The organism is Serratia sp. GW822-FHT06E05 (assembly GCF_058799445.1).
Genome location: NZ_JBXALM010000007.1, coordinates 179,120 through 198,122, shown reverse-complemented (window position 1 = coordinate 198,122; position 19,003 = coordinate 179,120). Strand labels below are relative to the sequence as shown.

The following is a 19,003-nucleotide window of genomic DNA, read 5'->3' as shown; positions in this document are numbered from 1 at the left end:
TAGTCCTGAAGCAGTAAGCTATCAACAGCCTTTGCGCTCCGGCCAAAGGCTGTTTTTTTATCACCAGCGCCAGCCGTAAACCAACAGATCCACCGTGCTGTGGGCGCCAAAAACGATCCCTTCCCCAAGCAATGCCTGACGTTGGCGTTGGAAGTCCTCGCCCTGCTGCGAAATCTGCCCGTGCCGGTTAATCACCCGATGCCAGGGCAGGCTGCTGCCTTCCGGTAGGCGACGCAATACGCCGCCCACCTGACGTGCCGCACGTGGTGAACCGGCCAGACGCGCTACCTCACCGTAGGTCGTCACTTTGCCATAAGGAATGGCGGCCACGATGTGAAACACCCGCTGGCTGAATGAGGCGTCTTCTGATTCCATTTCTGTGTTCCTGCTGCGGCGAAATCCCAAGATCAAAGTGTGCCACAGCCGAGGTGGGCAAGAAAACAGCGGTTGGCCCCGGTTGGCTTGCTATTTAGCTGGCCATCACCGATAATGCCCACCGCTTCGCAGTACCAGAAGCCGTCAATGGGGGCCCTGTTGGTTCTCCCGCAACACTAACTTGTGAACTCGGTCAGATCCGGAAGGAAGCAGCCGCAGCAGGTGACGTGTGTGCCGGGATGTAGCTGGCAGGGCCTCCACCAATTTCAGCGCCGCATCATTCTTTCACTACTCTCTCGTATTTACTATCGCCCCAAAAATCTCGCTGCAGGAAAACTGCCGGCGCCGATTGCTCGCCAGCAATTCACCTCAGTGCTTCACCAGCGTAGCGAAATAGTACGCCAGCGGGATAGCCAACAGGTAAAGCCCGACTGGGACTTCACGCCATTTGCCGGCAATCACCTTGATGATGATATAAAACAGCAGCCCACCTGCGATACCGGTGCCGAAGCTGTTGGCAATCAGCGTGATCATTACCATCATCAGCACCGGCAGGCCGTCGGTAAAGTTGGCCAAATCGACTTTGCGCAATCCACTGAACATATTCAGGCCGATCAGGATCAATGCCGGTGCGGTAGCCTCTTTCGGGATCATCAGGGCAATGGGGGTAAACAGCAGCATCAGCAAGAACATGATGGCTGCCGCCAGCGCCGTTAATCCAGTCTTGCCACCGGCTTCGGCAGCGGCTGACGATTCGATCAGCGCCGTGGCGGCTGGAATGCCGACCCAGGGCCCGAAAGCCGCTGCGATCGAGTCCACCATAAACGGCCGGTTGATGTGCGGCATGTTGCCGTGCTCGTCCAGTAACCCGGCTTCACCGCCGACGGCGAGCGTGGTGCCCATGGTGGAGAAAAACTCCGAGGCGAAAAAGACAAACAGGTAAGGCAGGAAGGCGATATTCAATGCACCAATCATATCGACGTGGCCGAGCACTGGGGCCAATGAGTGTGGCATTGCCATCAGACTGGCTGGAAGGTGCGTGACGCCGAATGGAATACCCACCAGCGTTGCGACCAGGATCGCCCACAAAATCGCGCCCGGGATGCGTCGAGCCTGCAGGGCAATGGCCAGAAACAGGCCGCACAGGGCGATCAACGCACCGGTTGCCGTGAAGTCACCCAGCATCAGCGCATTGGATTTGGCATTGGCCAGTACCAGCCCGGCGTTACGGAACCCCAGCACCGCAACAAATAATCCGATAGATGCGGTCAGCCCCAGCTTGATGGACTGCGGTACCGAGCGGGTAACCACCTCGCGCAGCCCAAGACGAGTCAGGGCAAAAAACAAAATGCCGGACCAGCAGGCGATACCCAGCCCAATCTGCCAACCTATGCCTTCGCTGCCCGCTAACGTCACGCCGACCAACACCGAACCGCCGATCCCTGGGCCAACGATAAACGGCAGATTACCGTAAAACGCCATAAGCAAGCTGCCGATCACAAACACCAGAATGGTGCCGGTGGTCACTGCGCCCTTATCCATGCCGCCGATGGCCAGCAATCCGGGGATTACCACCAACAAATAGGCCGCAGCCAGAAAACCGGTGATACCGGCTAGGCATTCGGTTTTGACATTGCTTTGCCGCGCATGCAGTTGAAAACGCCGTTGCAGCCAGCCCCCTGGTGTTGGAGCATTTACTGAATTCTCAGCCATATAGACAATCTCCGTTGCTACCCGTCGTATTTCAAGCCGCAGCGTTGTTGGCAACACTCACTCACCCCAGTAACTTACTTGAGTAAGCGCCTGGGGATGAGTGAGCGTGCCTGTCTAGCTGCAACTAGAAATCCATAGGGTATATATTGTTATTATGATTATTTTTAAGCCGGGGTTTCCCAGCAGGCGATCAGTGGTTCGACAATTTGGCGCGTGGTGCCGTCGGTCAGGCCGAGATCGGTCAGGTGCGGCCCGGCGTTACACGCCAGACAGGTGCCCTCGATTGCCTTGAAAACCCGGTAGGGCGGTTCCCAATCGGCGATTTGTGCGCTCAGATCGCGCAGTTTTTTAAATTGTTGTGCCAGTTCCGCGGCAGGCAGATCTGAAAGCATGCCGGCAATCGGCATCGCCACCTGAGCCAGAATTTCCCCGTTTTGACTTAGGGCCATGCCGCCACCGCAGGCGATCAGGGCATTGGCCGCCAGCGCCATATCGGTTGCGTTACGGCCCAGAACCACCAGGTTATGCGAGTCGTGTGAGTAGCTGGTGGCGATGGCACCGCGCAGTTCCCCCCAGCCTTCCAACAGTGCCAGTTGCGGGGTGGCCTGGTGGCGACCATGGCGATGTTTCACCCAGATCAGGCTAAAACCGTTCGGTATCTGCACTTCGCCGTCGCGAACCTCGACGGTGGTTTCGTTCCACTGGGTAAAACGCGCGCCTTTAATGTGGCGCAGGGTGGCTTTACCGTGGCGGATCGCCGGGACTTTCAATATGAAATCTGCGGGAGTCAGTGGCGGGAGCCGCAGCGTATCGCGCGGCACCGTCACCATCGGGTTTGCACTGAGCGGTGTCAGCATTTTTCCGTTCTGCGCCAGCAGCTTTCCTGCGACGTAGACTTGCCGCGCACTCAGTTGAGTGAGCGAATCAAAGACCACCAGATCGGCAATGCGGCCCGCGGCAATCAAGCCCAGATCGTTGCGTTGCAGGCGAATAGCGGCGTTAAGCGTCGCCATCCTCAATACGTCGGTTCCCGACATCCCCTGTTCGATCAGCATATTGAGTAACGCCACAATGCCGCCTTTTTGCAGCAGCATATCCGGCGGCACATCGTCGGTGCAGACGGTGACCTGCGAGGACAGGTGTGGCAACGTTTTTAGTGCCGCAACGATCTCGGGTAGCAGGTAAGGGTGAGATCCTCTGATCTCCAGCGTCAGTCCGGCGCGTAGTTTCTCCAGCGCATCTGCACCGGAGGTCAGCTCATGGTCGGACGTCACGCCCGCGGCCAGATAGGCCTGAAGCTGAGCGCCGCTTAGCCCACGTGCGTGACCTTCGATCAACTTGCCGCTGTTCAGCCCGGCGTTGAGGATATCCAGCATGCGTTCGCTGCCGTTCAGTACGCCGTGCATGTCCATCACCTCGGCAACCCCGCCGACTTCCGGCCAGGCCAACATGGTTTCCATTTCATGGCCGCCGAAATCAGCGCCGGACATTTCCAAACCTGGAGTGGAAGGGACGCTTGACGGTGCCGCGCAGATCACCCTGAGCGGCAGACCACGGCTGGCGTCGACCGCGTAACGCACACCCTCAACGCCGAGCACGTTGGCCAGTTCGTGTGGATCCCAGAAAATGGTCGTGGTGCCTTGGGCAACGACGATTTCGGCGTATTTTTCCGGCGGCAGGTGCGAGCTTTCAACGTGTACGTGGGTGTCGATCAGGCCGGGGCTCAGGTATGCGCCGGCCAAGTCTTGCGTTTGAAGGGCTTCGGTCATACTGCCACAGGGATGAACGCTGGCAATCAGTGCACCGACGATGCCGACATCAGCGTTACGGATTTCACCGGTGGCCATATCGACCAGCGCAGCGTTCATCAGCAGCAAATCAAAAGGAAGTTGGCCTAATGCGGCCTTCACCGCGCGTTGGCGTTCGCACGCGCTGGTGTAATGAGTGGTCATGGTAATTACCCGGCATGATGACAGGGTTGTTACTCTAGGGGGGCGGGCAGGCTTTGCACAGATGATTTAATTTATTGCCTGATAAGAAACGTTTATGCTGTCGCAAACGTTTACTTGGTTGGCGAATGGAAACCTGACATGTCTGAACCCTGGCGCCGCTTGCCCGCGCTGTCTCTGAAGCAGATTCAATATTTCGTTACTCTGGCGCGGCTACGGCATTTTACCGATACCGCGAACCGTTTGGCGATCAGCCAACCGGCACTGAGTAGCGCGCTGCGACAGATAGAGTTGGTGCTGGGTGGAAAATTGGTGAATCGCACGGCTTCCGCGGTGACGTTGACCGAACAGGGGGCGGCAATTTTGCCGCATGCCGAGCGGCTGCTGAATGTGGCGCAGGCGTCCTTTGACGATATGCAGCGCATTATGTTGGCGGGGGGAGATGGGACCTTGCGCATCGGGTTGGTACCTTCGGTCAGCCGGCTGTTGTTTCCGGCCGTGCCACAGCTGCTGGCGGCGAACTTTCCACGGCTGAGGGTAGAATTTCACGATCAAACTAATGATTCTCTGCTGCTGCAATTAGAGAACGGCATGATTGATTTTGGTATTGGGGCGCTCGATAGTTCCGTGCCGGAGTCGTTGGAGATATATCCGCTGCAGGAAGATCCCTTTGTGGTGGTTATGCGCCGTGATGACCCTTTGGCTGAATCACATCATCTGCCGTGGCGGCAATTAGCCCGGCGTGATATTGCGGTTTTTTCCAAGGGGAATATCAGCCGGCTGGTACTGGCATTGGCAGAAAGCCACCGTCTGAATTTAATCGCACGCTACCAGGTCGATTTTCTGGAGACGTTATACGGATTGGTCCGTTCGGAATTAGCGGTCGCTATTTTACCTCAGCTTTACACCACCCATTTGAAAGACGATGAATTAACCGTGGTTCAACTGCAGCAACCGATGCTTAGCCGTACCGTGGCATTAATGCGCAGTGCACACAGAAATCACCCGGCATTAATTGAGGATTGTTTCCAATTGTTATTACAGGATTTTCAACGGCGGATGAAAGTGCAGTAAGTCAATGAGATAAATACGAGAATTTGCCTGACATTGAGGCCGATAGTCTATCGGCTCAACGCATCTCGAGCCTTGATTAACGTACGAACTTCCAAACGGCCGTTGGGATTTTATCGTAGAGCTTATTCATGGTGAGCTCAGCCAGACGGTGGTCAGCTGCAGAGTAAAACAGCTCCAATTCGTCATCCGAAAGCTCATACTTATTTTTTTCAATAACGCGTTCAAGGGTGTCAATAGTGGTGCATTTACGTAAACGCATCAGATAATCAGTTTTAGTCATGATAACCTTTGGTGTTATAAACCGTAGAATAGAATAATTTAGGGATAATTATCCCCTAAGATTTCATTGTCGTACAGATGCCCTCTCCTGAGAACATTCTGAATAATCGCGCCTTGGTTTTTTGCCAGCGACGCAGATCGGAATCATTGATACCGTAACTGCTGAACAACGTGTAGGTATCATCGAGATATTCCTCGACTAACTCCGATAAATCACTTTCGTCCATGTATTTAATTTTATAACTCATCACAAACGAAGCAATATGTTCAATCAACTCATTAAGCTGGAGGTTGACGGAAGACGTTGGGTCGTTCACCCAGCCGTGGTGGCTGTCGCCCAGCGTGGCTATGCCTTCATCATACAAATTTTCGCACAAGAATTTCAGCTGAGCAATATCGTGCCTTTTAGGCGAATACTCATCCATATCATCCCCTCCGTAAGTCTTAATTTCGGTGTTGATAACACTCTGTGAGTAAGCTGATTTACATCATGGACAGAGGTAGCTTAATGACGGTGATAAAATAAACTTCCTATATAATGAATATAAATCATTTCTCCACGTCTGGCCTGCTGTTATTACGTAAACTTACAATTCATCTGCAGTAGATGGACGGGAGTTATCAATGATGTCAAAGCGCAAGCCCGATTCAGTCACGCTAAAAAACACGCTTTCGTTGATGTATTCCTCGGCGTTGATATCCAGACAGGCGTTGAAAATTGTCCATTTATAGCGGTAACTCATTGAATACTCGTGGCCGCTCAATTTATGAATATCAAGTATTTCTAATGAACCTTCACTATACCGTGCGCTTTCTGAATAAAAACTCAAGCCGCTGGTCAATGCCGGCACCAACTCTGACATTCTATCGTTAATCACTTTCTTTAGTTTTTTAACAGAAAGTGCTTCTATCATTGTGCTGTAGCTAAGAGTTACCTGCATTTAATGCCTGACCGTATAGCGATCCTATCTATTAATCTTACTCCTTTTTCATCCATACGTCGGTAAACTTTTCGTTAACCAGATGCTTTTTTACAGTAACTCAACGTTGTTTACCGGTTAATAACCCTGACGTTTCTCAGTATATCCCTGAAAGAGTTCCGCTGGTGTTCCAAAAATGGCGCTGGTCAACGCTAGTATCACTTTATTGTTACGTTCGGTTGCATTAATCACCGAGAGGGTGCTTGAGTCACAGAAGTGATTGTGATGTTATATTGTAACAATAAATTCTCTCTCGTTTGGCCATGAAACTGACATCCACACCACAAGATGGCGATCTGCCGTCATTGAACTCGCTGTTCACCGCTTCCGCAGGCCTGCGCTGCGGTATTGCCGCTTTGCTGCTCGGCCTACTCTGGTTGGGCATCCATTGGGCGGTAGCGCTGCCATGATAACGTTACAAAAAGCCGTCATCGGCTATGGCGGAACGCCGTTGTTTCCCCCACTTAGCGGGCATTTCGCCGTGGGATCGCTGACCGCCGTGGTTGGCGTTAACGGCGCAGGTAAGTCTACGTTGCTGAAAACACTGGCTGGGCTTTTACCGCTGCAGGGCGGGAACTTACGTTTTAGCGGCAACAAATTACCGCGTATGGCGTATTTACCCCAACAGGCGGAACTGGATCGCCAGTTTCCGATCCTGGTGAGCGATCTGGTGGCGATGGGGAGCTGGCCGACCAGTGGGATGTTCGGTGGGTTGAATAAGCACGCGAAGCGGCAGATTAGCGAGGCGCTGGACAGGGTAAACATGACCGCTATGGCGCGCACTCCCGTCGGCGAGTTATCCGGTGGCCAACTTCAGCGGGTGTTGTTTGCCCGATTATTGGTGCAACAGGCACCGCTTATTTTATTGGATGAACCCTTTACCGGCATCGATAGTTCCACCGTTCAGTTATTGCTTCAGGTGATCGCAGGTTTGCATCAGCAACGAAAAACGGTAATTGCCGTATTGCACGATATGTCGATGGTGGCGAATCACTTCCCACAGGCGCTGTTGCTGACCCCAGAGTGTTGCCACTGGGGTAAAGCCGACAGCGTGTTGGAACATATTCCTGCGTTAAATATTGCCAGCGCTCCGCTGTGCAGCAGAGGAGGGCGCAGTGATGTTGCTTGAGACATTAATTGATCCCTTTGCTTCCTTCGGTTTTATGCGGCGTGCGCTGGTGGCCTGCTTTGCCTTGTCGATCAGCGCCGCGCCTTTGGGCGTTTTTTTACTGCTACGGCGCATGAGCCTGGTGGGTGATGCATTGTCGCATGCGGTGCTGCCGGGTGCGGCGATAGGGTATTTGATTTCCGGTATGTCGCTGGTGGCGATGGGCGTGGGGGGATTTATCGCCGGGCTCGCCGTGGCCATGCTGTCTGGGCTTGTCAGTCGTCGAACGCCGTTGAAAGAGGATGCCAGTTTTGCCGGTTTCTATCTGGGATCCCTGGCGCTGGGAGTCACACTTGTCTCCTTGCGTGGCTCTAGTGTCGACTTGCTGCACGTGCTGTTCGGCTCGATCCTTGCTGTGGATACGCACGCCATTTTCATGGTCGGGGCGATAGCCAGTTTTTCACTTTTGTCGCTGGCGGCGCTGTATCGCGCACTGGTGATTGAGTCTTTCGACGCGACCTTTTTACGCGTTAGCGCCCCGCGCTGGTTAGCACTGATCCACGGGTTATTTTTAGCGCTGGTCGTGATCAATTTGGTGGCCGGTTTCCAAATCCTCGGCACCTTGATGTCGGTAGGGCTAATGATGCTGCCTGCCGCCAGCGCACGTTTTTGGGCCCGTAATCTGCCACATACGTTGGCGGTGGCGATGGGCATCGGCATGCTATCGAGTTTGATCGGCCTGGAGTGGTCGTATTACGCCTCGTTGCCTGCCGGCCCGGCTATTGTGCTCAGTGCCAGCGTGATCTTTTTTGGGTCGATTCTGTTTGGGACGCGTGGGGGGATCTTTTCCCTGGCGCGCCGTTGAGAAGTGTCATGTGCAAGGAGAAAGTATGAAACGTTTACCTATTACGCTGGCAGTCGCTGCTCTGCTGTCCAGCCCGTTGGCGATGGCGAAAACCGTAGATGCCGTTGCCAGTTTTTCCATCCTGGGCGATATCGTCAAGCAGGTAGGGGGGGAGCACGTTAAGGTCACCACCTTGGTGGGGCCGGACGGCGATCCGCACAGCTTTGAGCCTTCGCCTAAGGACAGCAAGGTGCTGTCACAGGCCGACGTGGTGTTCGTCAGTGGTTTAGGCCTGGAAGGTTGGATCGATCGGCTGGTTAGCGCCTCGGGGTATAAAGGGCAGGTCATCACCGCATCGCAGGGAATAAATTCGCGCCAGATGGAAGACGATGGCAAAGAGATCACCGATCCTCATGCCTGGAACAGCATGAAAAATGGTGTGCAGTACGCCACAAACGTGATGAACGCGCTGATTGCCGCCGATCCTGAAGACGCCAATTATTTCCGCCAGCGCGGCGCAGAGTATATCCAACAGTTGCAGAAGCTGGATTTGTGGGCCAAAACGCAGTTTGCCGCAGTACCGCAGCAAAAGCGTAAGGTGCTGACCAGCCACGATGCTTTTGGCTACTTTGGGCAAGAATATGGCGTCACCTTCCTTGCCCCGGTCGGTTTCTCTACCGAAGCAGAGGCCAGCGCCAGCGACGTGGCCGGTTTGATCAAGCAGATCAAACAGGAAAAGGTGACCGCCTACTTTATTGAAAACCAGACCGACCCGCGCCTGGTGAAGCAGATTGCTGCGGCGACCGGGGCAAAAGCCGGTGGTGAGCTGTATCCTGAGGCGTTATCCCAACCGCAGGGGCCGGCAGCGAACTACGTGCAGGCATTCAAACACAATGTTGATACCTTACTGAGCAGTATGAAATAAACCCTCATGTCCCCGTTATGATGGCGGGGACACTGATGACACTTCGGCTTTCTCCATAAAAAAAGCCCCGTTGAGCAGCAACGGGGCTTTGCGACAGATGACACTACGGAAGTTAACGCTTTTTCTTACGTCCCTGTACCGCTTTAAAACGCGGGTTGGTTTTACAGATCACATAGATGCGACCTTTGCGGCGCACGACTTTGCAATCCGGATGGCGATTCTTCGCCGAACGCAATGAACTCAAAACCTGCATGTTGATTCCCTTTTACTTCTTGCCAAGAAAACGGCCAAAACGCTGCTGGAAACGTGCAGTGCTGCCCTCTTTGGAGAACTCCTTCTGCTTGCCGGTGTAGTACGGATGCGAAGCAGAAGAGACGTCGATAGTGACATACGGCCAGTTTTCACCGTCCAGCTCAATGGTGCGATCGGTGTGAATGGTCGATCCCACCTTAAAGTAGGCATTGGCACTCAGGTCGTGGAATACCACGGTACGATAATTTGGATGGATACCTGCTTTCATGATGCACCCTCATGTAATGTTATACTATAACAATAATTATGCGCTGCACGGCAGAGCGGATCAAGTACAAAATGCATCCGCAGCTAAATTAATGAGAGTGATTTGCATTAAGCAGATGAAGCAAAAGAAAAAGGCCGCATAAGCGGCCTTTTTTCAGGAGGGAAACAGCACTGAGTTATCAGTGATGTTCGACCGGATGGCTGTGTTCTATGTCTTCAGACTTCTTGCCGAAGCGGCGGCGAACCACCACGAAGAACACCGGAACAAAGAACAGGGCCAGCACGGTGGCGGTAATCATCCCGCCCATAACACCGGTACCTACCGCGTTCTGTGCGCCGGAGCCTGCACCGTTACTGATAACCAACGGCAGTACCCCGAGGATGAAGGCCAGTGATGTCATCAGGATTGGACGCAGACGCATACGTACCGCATCGAGCGTCGCTTCGATCAGACCCTTGCCCTCTTTCTCCATCAGATCCTTGGCGAATTCCACTATCAGGATGGCGTTCTTCGCCGACAGACCTATGGTGGTCAACAGCCCCACCTGGAAGTAAACGTCGTTGTTCATGCCGCGCATGGTTGCTGCCAGCAGAGCACCGATAACCCCTAGCGGCAGTACCAGCATGACCGAGAACGGAATCGACCAGCTTTCATACAGCGCTGCCAGACACAGGAATACGACCAGAATCGAAATGGCGTACAGCGCAGGCGCCTGGTTACCGGACAGACGTTCCTGATAGGACATACCGGTCCAATCGTAACCAATACCGCTCGGCAGTTTGGACGCCAGCTCTTCCATCATGTTCATCGCCTCACCGGTACTCTTACCCGGTGCCGCTTGTCCAAGAATTTCCATGGATGGCAGGCCGTTATAACGTTCCAGACGCGGAGAACCGTATTCCCATTTCGCCGTAGAGAACGCGGAGAAAGGAACCATCTGGCCGGTGCCGCCACGAACAAACCATTTATTGATATCTTCTGGCAGCATACGGAATGGCGCATCAGCCTGAACGTAGACCTTCTTCACACGACCGCGGTCGATGAAGTCGTTAACGTAGGTGCCACCCAGCGCGGTAGTCAGCGTACTGTTGATGGTGGTGATGCTCACGCCCAGCGCCTTGGCTTTCTCCTGATCGATGATCAGTTTGAACTGTGGCGTATCTTCCAGGCCGTTAGGACGCATGCCCACCAGCAGGTCCGGGTGTTTGGCTGCCATGCCCAACAACTGGTTACGCGCTTCGGTCAGTTTTTCATGGCCTAAGCCACCCTGATCGATCAGTTCAAAGTCGAAACCTGTCGCAGTACCGAGTTCGATAATCGCCGGCAGGTTGAACGGGAATACCAGGCCTTCTTTAATCTGAGAGAATGCACCCATCGCGCGGCCGGCAATCGCAGGCACTTTATTGTGCTCACCGGAACGTTCGGACCAGTCTTTCAGGCTGACGAATGACAGACCGTTGTTCTGGCCGTTACCGTTGAAGCCGAAGCCCGCTACGGTAAACACCGAGACCACGTTGTCTTTTTCCTTGGTCATGAAGTAGTCGGTGACTTCTTCCAGTACTTTAGCGGTACGCGCTTCAGTCGCACCCGCCGGTAGCTGAACCATGGTTAACAGGATGCCCTGGTCTTCTTCCGGCAGGAACGAGGACGGCAGGCGCAGGAACAACAGGCCCATGCCAACGACGATCAGCAGGTAGATCACCAGATAACGCCCGGTACTGCGCAGAATATTGGCTACGCTGTCGGTGTAGTGGTTGGTGCTCTTTTCGAACATGCGGTTAAACCAGCCGAAGAAGCCTGTTTTAATCCCATGATCGCCTTTCGGGACCGGTTTGAGCATGGTGGCGCAAAGTGCCGGTGTCAGGATCATCGCTACCAGAACCGACAGGGCCATCGCGGAAACGATGGTGATCGAGAACTGACGATAGATAGCACCGGTTGAACCACCGAAGAACGCCATTGGTACGAATACCGCTGACAGCACCATGGCGATACCGACCAACGCACCCTGGATTTGGCCCATCGATTTGCGGGTGGCTTCTTTCGGCGACAGTCCCTCTTCGGACATTACGCGCTCGACGTTTTCCACCACCACGATGGCGTCATCCACCAACAGGCCTATCGCCAGCACCATACCGAACATCGTTAGGGTGTTGATCGAGAAGCCGAACGCCGCCAGGATCGCAAAGGTCCCCAGCAATACTACCGGTACCGCGATGGTTGGGATCAACGTCGCACGGAAGTTCTGCAGGAACAGGTACATAACCAGGAACACCAGCAAGATCGCTTCCATCAGCGTTTTTACTACTTCGTTGATGGAGATTTTAACGAACGGCGTGGTGTCGTACGGATAAACCACTTTCATCCCCTGCGGGAAGAAGGGTTCCATTTTGGTCAGTGCATCTTTTACGCCTTTAGCGGTGTTCAGGGCGTTGGCGCCGGTGGCCAGTTTGATCCCCAAACCTGCTGCCGGTTTACCGTTATAGCGTGCGGTTACCGCGTAGCTTTCTGCACCGCGTTCAATGTGTGCAACATCACTCAGGCGAACCTGAGAACCATCACTATTCACCTTCAGCAGAATTTTACCGAACTCTTCAGGAGAGGTCAGGCGAGTCTGCGCGATGATCGAGGCGTTCAGCTGTTGCCCCGGCACCGGTGGCATACCGCCCAGCTGCCCTGCGGCGATCTGGTTGTTTTGCTCGGTAATGGATGAGGTGACATCCGAAGTGGTCAACTGGAAATTATTCAGTTTGTTCGGATCCAGCCAGATACGCATGGCGTACTGGGCACCGAACAGCTGCACTTCACCCACGCCGGATGAACGGCTGATAGGATCTTTGATGTTGGAAGCTACGTAGTCCGCAATGTCATCCTGGGTCATGTTCGGATCGTCGGAAACGAAACCGGCCACCATCAGGAAGCTGCTGCTGGATTTTTCTACTTTCAGGCCCTGCTGCTGCACTTCTTGCGGCAGTAATGGGGTGGCCAACGACAGTTTGTTCTGGACCTGAACCTGCGCAATGTCAGGGTCGGTACCGGATTCAAACGTCAATGTAATGGTGACGCTACCAGAGGAATCGCTGGTGGAAGACATGTACATCAGATTATCGATACCGTTCATGTTCTGTTCGATAATCTGAGTGACGGTATCTTGCACCGTTTTGGCATCCGCGCCTGGATAGTTTGCGGAAATACTGACCGCCGGTGGTGCAATAGTTGGATACTGCGCAATCGGCAGTTTCATTATTGACAACACACCCGCCAACATGATGATGATGGCGATTACCCAGGCGAAAATCGGGCGATCTATAAAGAACTTAGCCATGTCTTACCGGCTCCTTTTTATGACTTCTGCGCTTCAGACTGCGGCTGTTTTTGCGCCTGAGTGTCAACTTCCTGCACTTTTACCTGAGCGCCCGGACGGACTTTCATCAAGCCGGTGACAATCACGCGGTCGCCGGCTTTCAAACCGTCGGTAACCAGCCATTTGTCGCCGATAGCCTGATCGGCCTTCAGCGTACGCAATTCAACTTTGTCGTCAGCACCTACCACCAGTGCAGTAGCATCGCCACGTGGGTTACGCGTCACACCCTGCTGCGGTACCAGCAATGCGTCGCTGCGCACACCTTCGTCCAGACGGGCGCGAACGAACATGCCCGGCAACAGCGTATCGTTCGGGTTAGGGAACACCGCACGAATGGTGATGGAACCGGTGGTTTCATCAACGGTGACGTCAGAGAATTCCAGCGTGCCTTCCTGAGCGTATTGCGCGCCGTTTTCCAGCAGCAGTTTCACTTTGGCTTTGCCGTTCTCTTGCTTCAGCGCACCGCTTGCCAGTTCTTGTTTCAGACGCAGGAAGTCGTTGCTCGACTGAGTCACGTCGACGTACATCGGATCAAGCTGCTGCACGGTAGACAGAGCAGTGGCTTGGCCGTTAGTGACCAGTGCCCCTTCGGTCACGGCAGATTTGCCGATACGGCCGGAGATTGGTGAAGTCACCTTGGTGTAAGCCAGGTTGATGCGCGCGGTTTCCACAGCGGCTTTGGCAGCCACAACAGCGGCTTCCGCCTGCTGCAGGTTGGAGACTGCGGTGTCGTAATCTTGCTTACTGATGTAACTGGTACCCAGCAATGGTTTGTAGCGGTTAACCGTCACGCGTGCGATAGACGCGCTGGCTTGGGCTTTCGCCAAATCGCCTTTAGCGCTGTCATAGGCTGCCTGATAGGTAGCAGGATCGATTTGATACAGGGAAGTACCTGCCTTGATATCGCTGCCTTCTACGAAGTTACGTTTCAGGATAATGCCGCTAACCTGAGGGCGAACTTCGGCGATACGATACGCAGCGGTACGACCAGGAAGATCGGTGGTGATGTTGAGAGGTTCTGCCTTCAATGTCACTACACCCACTTCGGGAGCCGGTGCCTGGGCGCCTTGCTGTTGGGTTTCTTTATCGTTACATCCTGTTAGCACTAAGCTGCCTGAAAGCATCAGAACTGCCGCCAGAGGCGTTAACCCTCTGTTTTTGTTCATAGAAAAACCTCAAGTGTCCGATTTCAAAATGATCAATGGATCACAAGCTTTAAAACCCATTGCTGCGTTAATTATTAGTGCGTGCTATGGTACATACATACACGAATGTATGTAAATCTCACTTCCCCGAAAAAACAACGCCATGGCACGAAAAACCAAACAGCAAGCGCAAGAAACTCGACAGCACATTCTTGACGCTGCGGTGCGAGAATTCTCTGAACGTGGCGTTTCTGCAACGTCCCTCACCGATATAGCCACCGCTGCTGGGGTGACGCGTGGCGCAATTTACTGGCACTTCAAGAATAAGGTAGACCTGTTTAACGAAGTTTGGGAGTTATCAGAGTCGAAAATAGGCGATCTCGAACTAGAGTATCAGGCAAAGTACCCTGAGAATCCACTGCGTATTTTACGCGAAATTCTAATTTATATTCTGACGGCTACGGTAGATGATGCACGCAGGCGTGCCCTGATGGAGATCGTTTTCCATAAGTGTGAATTTGTCGGTGAGATGCTCCCGTTGCAAGATGCCCGTAAAGTCCTCTATCTGGAAGGTTACGACCGTATTGAGTCCGTGCTGCGCAACAGTATGCGCCACGGCCAACTGCCGGCTGATTTACATACCCGCCGCGCTTCTATCATTCTGCGCGCCTACATTACCGGCCTGATGGAAAACTGGCTTTTTATGCCGGAAAGCTTTGATCTGAAAGCCGAGGCGGCGGTGTTGATCGACTCATTTATCGAAATGGCCCAATTCAGTCCCACCTTGCGGATAAAACCGGAGGAAGGGGAGCTGGCGGCACAGCCGTTGAGTGCAGAACATCATCATTTATAGGAGAAATACCATGTCATCCGTTGTCTTGATCGCCAATGGCGCCGCTTATGGTCACGAATCGCTGTTTAACGCGTTGCGTCTGGCGATTGCGCTGAAAGAGCAGCAGACCGATCTCAACCTGAAACTGTTTTTGATGTCCGATGCGGTGGTCGCGGGCATTGCCGGGCAGCAGCCGCATGAAGGCTATCACCTGCAGCAAATGCTGGAAATTCTTACCGCACAGCAGGTGCCGGTGAAATTGTGTAAAACCTGTGCCGATGCGCGCGGAGTCAGTCGGCTGCCGCTGGCGGACGGGGTGGAAATCGGTACGCTGGTGGAACTGGCACAGTGGACGTTGGCGGCGGAGAAAGTATTGACCTTCTAAGTTCGCGACATTTGTACATCATCTGCAACGCTTTTCTTATTCTTCGGCTCTCTGCGATCGTGATAATCTTTAGTCTTGTTTATTGATTCGAAGCCAAATCATGCATCGCAGATTAGCCAAACGCCTTTTTCTGCCGCTCGTGTCGTTGGTCGGTGTGGAGTTTTCCCGCGCCATTGCACTGCTTTTGCTGATTGCTTTCTGTGTGGTTTGCCAACCTGCAGCCTATGCGGCTGGCGATGTACCGTCACGCAGTGAAATCCAAAGCCAGCTTGATGCGCTGAATAAGCAAAAGATGCTGACGCCGCTCAATAAACTCACGCAGCAAGACCTTACCCGAACCCTCGAACTGCTGGATGCCATCGAACGTACCAGGCAAGATGGCGCGCAGCTTGAGCAGCAGCTGCAACTGGCACCGGCCAAAATGCGCCAGATGACCGACGATCTGGCGGCGCTCAAAACGCCGGTCGACAGTGCGGCCGCCCGGGCCGAACTGCTGCAGCTTTCCCTGCGCGAATTGGAAACCCGGCTTTACCAGACGCTCGATGACCTGCAGACGGCGCAGGAAAACCTGTCCACCTATAACAGTCAGCTGGTTTCGCTGCAGACTCAACCGGAACGGGTGCAGAGCAGCATGTATACCGCGTCCCAGCGGCTGCAGGAAATTCGTAACCAGATCAACGATCAGGCGCCGGGACAAAACTCGTTGCGTGACAGTCAACTGGTGATGCTAGCCACCGAGGAAACGCTGCTCAACGCGCAGATAGATCTGCAGCGCAAAAGTCTGGAAGCCAACACGACCCTGCAAGATTTGCTGCAGAAGCAACGCGATTACACGACCGGGCATATCGATGCGCTTGACCACAACGTGCAGTTGCTGCAAGAAGTGGTCAACAGCAAGCGCCTGACGCTGTCGGAAAAAACCGCCAAAGAGGCGCAGAATCCGGAAGACGCTACGGATATCCAGCACGACCAGTTGGTCAGCAAAGAGTTGGACGTTAACCGCCAGCTCAGCCAGCGGCTGATTGCCGCTACGGAAGAGAGCAACATACTGTTCCAGCAGAATATTCGGGTGAAGAACTGGCTGGATCGCGGCCTGCAGGCGGAGCGCAATCTCAAAGAGCAGATCCAGGTGCTGAAAGGCAGTCTGGTGCTGTCGCGCATTCTGTATCAGCAGCAACAAAGCCTGCCGCAGGAAAAGATGGTGGCAGATATAGGCACGCGTATTGCCGATCTGCGCCTGGAACAGTTTGATATAAAGCAACAAAGTGACGAGCTGTTCAAGGGTGACGATTACATCAACAAGCTGGTTGCCGACAGCAAAGAAAAAGCCAGCGTCGACGTGCTGGATGCTCTGAATGAAATCGTCGATATGCGTCGTGAGCTGTTGGATCAGTTAAACAAACAGCTCAGTAATCAGTTGGCGCAGTCGATCAGCCTGCAGATCAACCAACAGCAGTTAACCAGCGTTAACAGCTCGCTGCGCGATACCCTGACTCAGCAGATTTTCTGGGTAAACAGCAACAAACCGGTCGATCTGGCGTGGCTGAAAGCTTTGCCAGGAGCGGTAAGAGATCAACTGGCTGAGCTCGATTTCAAAGTCGACTTCGGCAAAGTATTGCAGGGCGGGCTGAATTCACTGGTCATGCTGATCCCGCTGCTGTTGCTGATCGGCCTGTTGCGCTGGCGTTACAAACTTATAGATACCCATTTGCAGAAGCTGGCCAATGACGTGGGGCAGTTAAAGCGTGACAGCCAGATGCACACCCCCAAGGCCATTGTGTTGACTCTGCTGAAGGTCCTGCCCGGTTCGGCATTGCTGTTGGGGGCCGGTTTCTGGTGTTACCGTGCAGAAATCGGCCTCAGTGACTTTCTCTGGGCGTTGTCGCAACAGTTGGCGCTGTTCTGGCTGATATTCGGCTTTACCTACCGCACGCTGGCACCTGGCGGCATCTGCGAGCGGCATTTCAACTACGCCGCCGAGCTTTGTGCGCATTATCGTCGTCAGACGGTACGCCTGGGGCTGGCGCTGCTACCGCTGATCTTCTGGTCGGTGCTGGGCGAGAAAGCGCCACTGCGGCTGGTGGAAGACGTTATCGGTCAGGTGGTGGTGATGGTGACCTTGGCGCTGCTGGCGGTGCTGGTGTTCCCATTATTCCGCGACAACTGGCGTGAAAAAAGCTTGCATGCGGTGCGGGTGATTATTGCCACCATTATTGCCGCTACGCCGCTGATCCTGCTGGGGCTGATGTTCGCTGGTTATTTCTATACCACGCTACGATTAGCCAGTCGCTGGATCGACAGCCTGTATCTGTTCTTCCTGTGGAACATTGTGTATCTGACCGCCATTCGCGGGCTGAGCGTCGCGGCGCGCCGCCTGGCTTACCGCCGAGCATTGGCACGCCGCCAGAGCCTGGCGAAAGAGAAAGAGGGGGCTGAAGGGGGGGAGCCGGTTGAGGAGCCGCCTTTGGCGCTCGATCAGATCAACAAGCAGTCGCTGCGTCTGACCACCATGGCGCTGTTTATTATCTTCGCCAGCGCCCTGTATGGCATTTGGTCAGATTTGATCACGGTTATTTCGTATCTGGACAGCATTACGCTATGGCATTACACCACCACTGTCGCCGGCAGCAGTGTGGCGCAGGCGGTGACGCTGGGCAACATGATGGTAGCGATAGCGGCGGTGATTGTCGCTTACGTGATGACACGCAACCTGCCCGGTCTGCTGGAAGTGGTGGTGCTGTCGCGGCTGCAGCTACGGCAGGGGACCTCTTACGCCGTCACCACCATACTCACCTACCTTATCACCACCGTGGGTGCAGTAACCGCGTTGGGTTCACTGGGTGTCTCCTGGGATAAACTGCAGTGGTTGGCCGCCGGGTTGACCGTCGGGTTGGGCTTCGGGCTGCAGGAGATTTTTGCCAACTTTGTTTCTGGCCTGATCATCCTGTTTGAACGGCCGATTCGTATTGGCGATACCATTACCATTGGCACTTTCTCTGGTTCGGTCAGCAAAATCCGCATTCGTGCCACCACCATCACCGACTTTGACCGCAAAGAGGTGATCATTCCGAATAAGGCATTTGTGACCGAACGGCTGATCAACTGGTCGCTGTCGGACACCATCACCCGCGTTTTAATCAAGGTAGGGGTGGCCTACGGCTCCGATTTGGATAAGGTGAAAGCGGTGCTGCTCAAGGCGGCTCATGATAACCCACGCGTGATGAGCGATCCGGAACCGCAGGTGTTCTTCCTGAATTTTGGTGCCAGTACGCTGGATCATGAACTGCGACTTTATGTACGCGAATTGCTTGATCGCAGTTATACCGTAGATGAATTGAACCGTTCGATTGAACGCCTGTGTCGCGAAAACGACATCAACATTGCTTTCAACCAGCTCGAGGTCTATTTGCACAATCAGCAGGGCAACGAGGTGCAGGAAGTAAAACGGACGCTATCGTCGGATAAGGACGGCTCATCGGTAGGGGAGTAGAACGAGGATCCTGGGTTCAG

The 19,003-nt window shown here is 54.0% G+C and carries 18 protein-coding genes and 1 other RNA gene; 9 read left to right on the top strand and 10 right to left on the bottom strand.

What is annotated here, in order from left to right; genetic code table 11:
• Window positions 1–60: 60 nt before the first annotated feature.
• Window positions 61–375 (bottom strand): MGMT family protein, encoded by a 315-nt coding sequence (locus tag AC1RKC_RS17195; protein WP_020825510.1) that lies wholly within the window; start codon window positions 373–375, stop codon window positions 61–63.
• 157 nt (window positions 376–532) lie between these two features.
• On the opposite strand from AC1RKC_RS17195, the gene ffs reads away from it, so the two are divergent.
• Window positions 533–629: signal recognition particle sRNA small type (gene ffs / locus AC1RKC_RS17190), an RNA gene on the top strand.
• 115 nt (window positions 630–744) lie between these two features.
• Here ffs and AC1RKC_RS17185 read toward each other — a convergent pair.
• Window positions 745–2,088: an NCS2 family permease gene (locus AC1RKC_RS17185; protein ID WP_261135002.1), complete on the bottom strand. Its 1,344-nt coding sequence runs from the start codon at window positions 2,086–2,088 to the stop codon at window positions 745–747.
• Window positions 2,089–2,252: 164 nt separating this feature from the next.
• A complete protein-coding gene (locus AC1RKC_RS17180) occupies window positions 2,253–4,040 on the bottom strand; it encodes an adenine deaminase (RefSeq protein WP_261135003.1) in 1,788 nt (595 codons plus the stop codon).
• A 138-nt stretch (window positions 4,041–4,178) separates the two neighbouring features.
• On the opposite strand from AC1RKC_RS17180, the gene AC1RKC_RS17175 reads away from it, so the two are divergent.
• Window positions 4,179–5,111, top strand: a complete 933-nt coding sequence (locus AC1RKC_RS17175) for a LysR family transcriptional regulator (RefSeq protein ID WP_020825513.1) — start codon at window positions 4,179–4,181, stop codon at window positions 5,109–5,111.
• A 76-nt stretch (window positions 5,112–5,187) separates the two neighbouring features.
• Here AC1RKC_RS17175 and hha read toward each other — a convergent pair whose 3' ends face one another.
• From hha to AC1RKC_RS17160, 3 genes are all read right to left on the bottom strand, one after another.
• Complete coding sequence (gene hha / locus AC1RKC_RS17170) at window positions 5,188–5,391, bottom strand: hemolysin expression-modulating protein Hha (RefSeq protein ID WP_020825514.1); 204 nt, start codon at window positions 5,389–5,391, stop codon at window positions 5,188–5,190.
• Between the two features lie 55 nt (window positions 5,392–5,446).
• The gene (tomB, locus tag AC1RKC_RS17165; protein WP_020825515.1) at window positions 5,447–5,815 is read right to left on the bottom strand and encodes an Hha toxicity modulator TomB; all 369 of its coding nucleotides are present in this window, start codon (window positions 5,813–5,815) and stop codon (window positions 5,447–5,449) included.
• A gap of 162 nt (window positions 5,816–5,977) precedes the next feature.
• A complete protein-coding gene (locus AC1RKC_RS17160; RefSeq protein ID WP_237142410.1) occupies window positions 5,978–6,331 on the bottom strand; it encodes a hypothetical protein in 354 nt (117 codons plus the stop codon).
• 302 nt (window positions 6,332–6,633) lie between these two features.
• On the opposite strand from AC1RKC_RS17160, the gene AC1RKC_RS17155 reads away from it, so the two are divergent.
• From AC1RKC_RS17155 to AC1RKC_RS17140, 4 genes are read left to right on the top strand one after another with little or no spacing between them, the layout of a single operon-like run.
• Window positions 6,634–6,780 (top strand): hypothetical protein, encoded by a 147-nt coding sequence (locus AC1RKC_RS17155; protein ID WP_020825517.1) that lies wholly within the window; start codon window positions 6,634–6,636, stop codon window positions 6,778–6,780.
• On the top strand, window positions 6,777–7,499 hold the full coding sequence (locus tag AC1RKC_RS17150; protein ID WP_176983628.1) for a metal ABC transporter ATP-binding protein: 723 nt from the start codon (window positions 6,777–6,779) through the stop codon (window positions 7,497–7,499). The genes AC1RKC_RS17155 and AC1RKC_RS17150 overlap by 4 nt, the downstream gene beginning before the upstream one ends.
• The gene (locus AC1RKC_RS17145; protein ID WP_041414279.1) at window positions 7,486–8,343 is read left to right on the top strand and encodes a metal ABC transporter permease; all 858 of its coding nucleotides are present in this window, start codon (window positions 7,486–7,488) and stop codon (window positions 8,341–8,343) included. Before AC1RKC_RS17150 ends, AC1RKC_RS17145 begins: the two co-directional genes overlap by 14 nt.
• A 25-nt stretch (window positions 8,344–8,368) precedes the next feature.
• On the top strand, window positions 8,369–9,247 hold the full coding sequence (locus AC1RKC_RS17140; RefSeq protein ID WP_020825520.1) for a metal ABC transporter substrate-binding protein: 879 nt from the start codon (window positions 8,369–8,371) through the stop codon (window positions 9,245–9,247).
• Window positions 9,248–9,359: 112 nt separating this feature from the next.
• Here the strand turns inward: AC1RKC_RS17140 and ykgO are convergent, their stop codons facing one another.
• From ykgO to sdeX, 4 genes are all read right to left on the bottom strand, one after another.
• On the bottom strand, window positions 9,360–9,500 hold the full coding sequence (gene ykgO / locus AC1RKC_RS17135) for a type B 50S ribosomal protein L36 (protein ID WP_012005563.1): 141 nt from the start codon (window positions 9,498–9,500) through the stop codon (window positions 9,360–9,362).
• Between the two features lie 12 nt (window positions 9,501–9,512).
• The gene (locus AC1RKC_RS17130; RefSeq protein ID WP_046374339.1) at window positions 9,513–9,767 is read right to left on the bottom strand and encodes a type B 50S ribosomal protein L31; all 255 of its coding nucleotides are present in this window, start codon (window positions 9,765–9,767) and stop codon (window positions 9,513–9,515) included.
• A gap of 178 nt (window positions 9,768–9,945) precedes the next feature.
• Complete coding sequence (gene sdeY, locus AC1RKC_RS17125) at window positions 9,946–13,092, bottom strand: multidrug efflux RND transporter permease subunit SdeY (protein ID WP_046374338.1); 3,147 nt, start codon at window positions 13,090–13,092, stop codon at window positions 9,946–9,948.
• A 17-nt stretch (window positions 13,093–13,109) separates the two neighbouring features.
• Window positions 13,110–14,297 (bottom strand): multidrug efflux RND transporter periplasmic adaptor subunit SdeX, encoded by a 1,188-nt coding sequence (gene sdeX, locus AC1RKC_RS17120; RefSeq protein WP_020825524.1) that lies wholly within the window; start codon window positions 14,295–14,297, stop codon window positions 13,110–13,112.
• Between the two features lie 142 nt (window positions 14,298–14,439).
• On the opposite strand from sdeX, the gene acrR reads away from it, so the two are divergent.
• The 3 genes from acrR (at window position 14,440) to mscK (ending at window position 18,983) form a co-directional block, all read left to right on the top strand.
• The gene (gene acrR, locus AC1RKC_RS17115; protein ID WP_020825525.1) at window positions 14,440–15,129 is read left to right on the top strand and encodes a multidrug efflux transporter transcriptional repressor AcrR; all 690 of its coding nucleotides are present in this window, start codon (window positions 14,440–14,442) and stop codon (window positions 15,127–15,129) included.
• Window positions 15,130–15,139: 10 nt separating this feature from the next.
• A complete protein-coding gene (locus AC1RKC_RS17110; protein ID WP_116691053.1) occupies window positions 15,140–15,493 on the top strand; it encodes a DsrE/DsrF/TusD sulfur relay family protein in 354 nt (117 codons plus the stop codon).
• A gap of 100 nt (window positions 15,494–15,593) precedes the next feature.
• Window positions 15,594–18,983 (top strand): mechanosensitive channel MscK, encoded by a 3,390-nt coding sequence (mscK, locus tag AC1RKC_RS17105; RefSeq protein WP_262259305.1) that lies wholly within the window; start codon window positions 15,594–15,596, stop codon window positions 18,981–18,983.
• Window positions 18,984–19,003 lie beyond the last annotated feature (20 nt).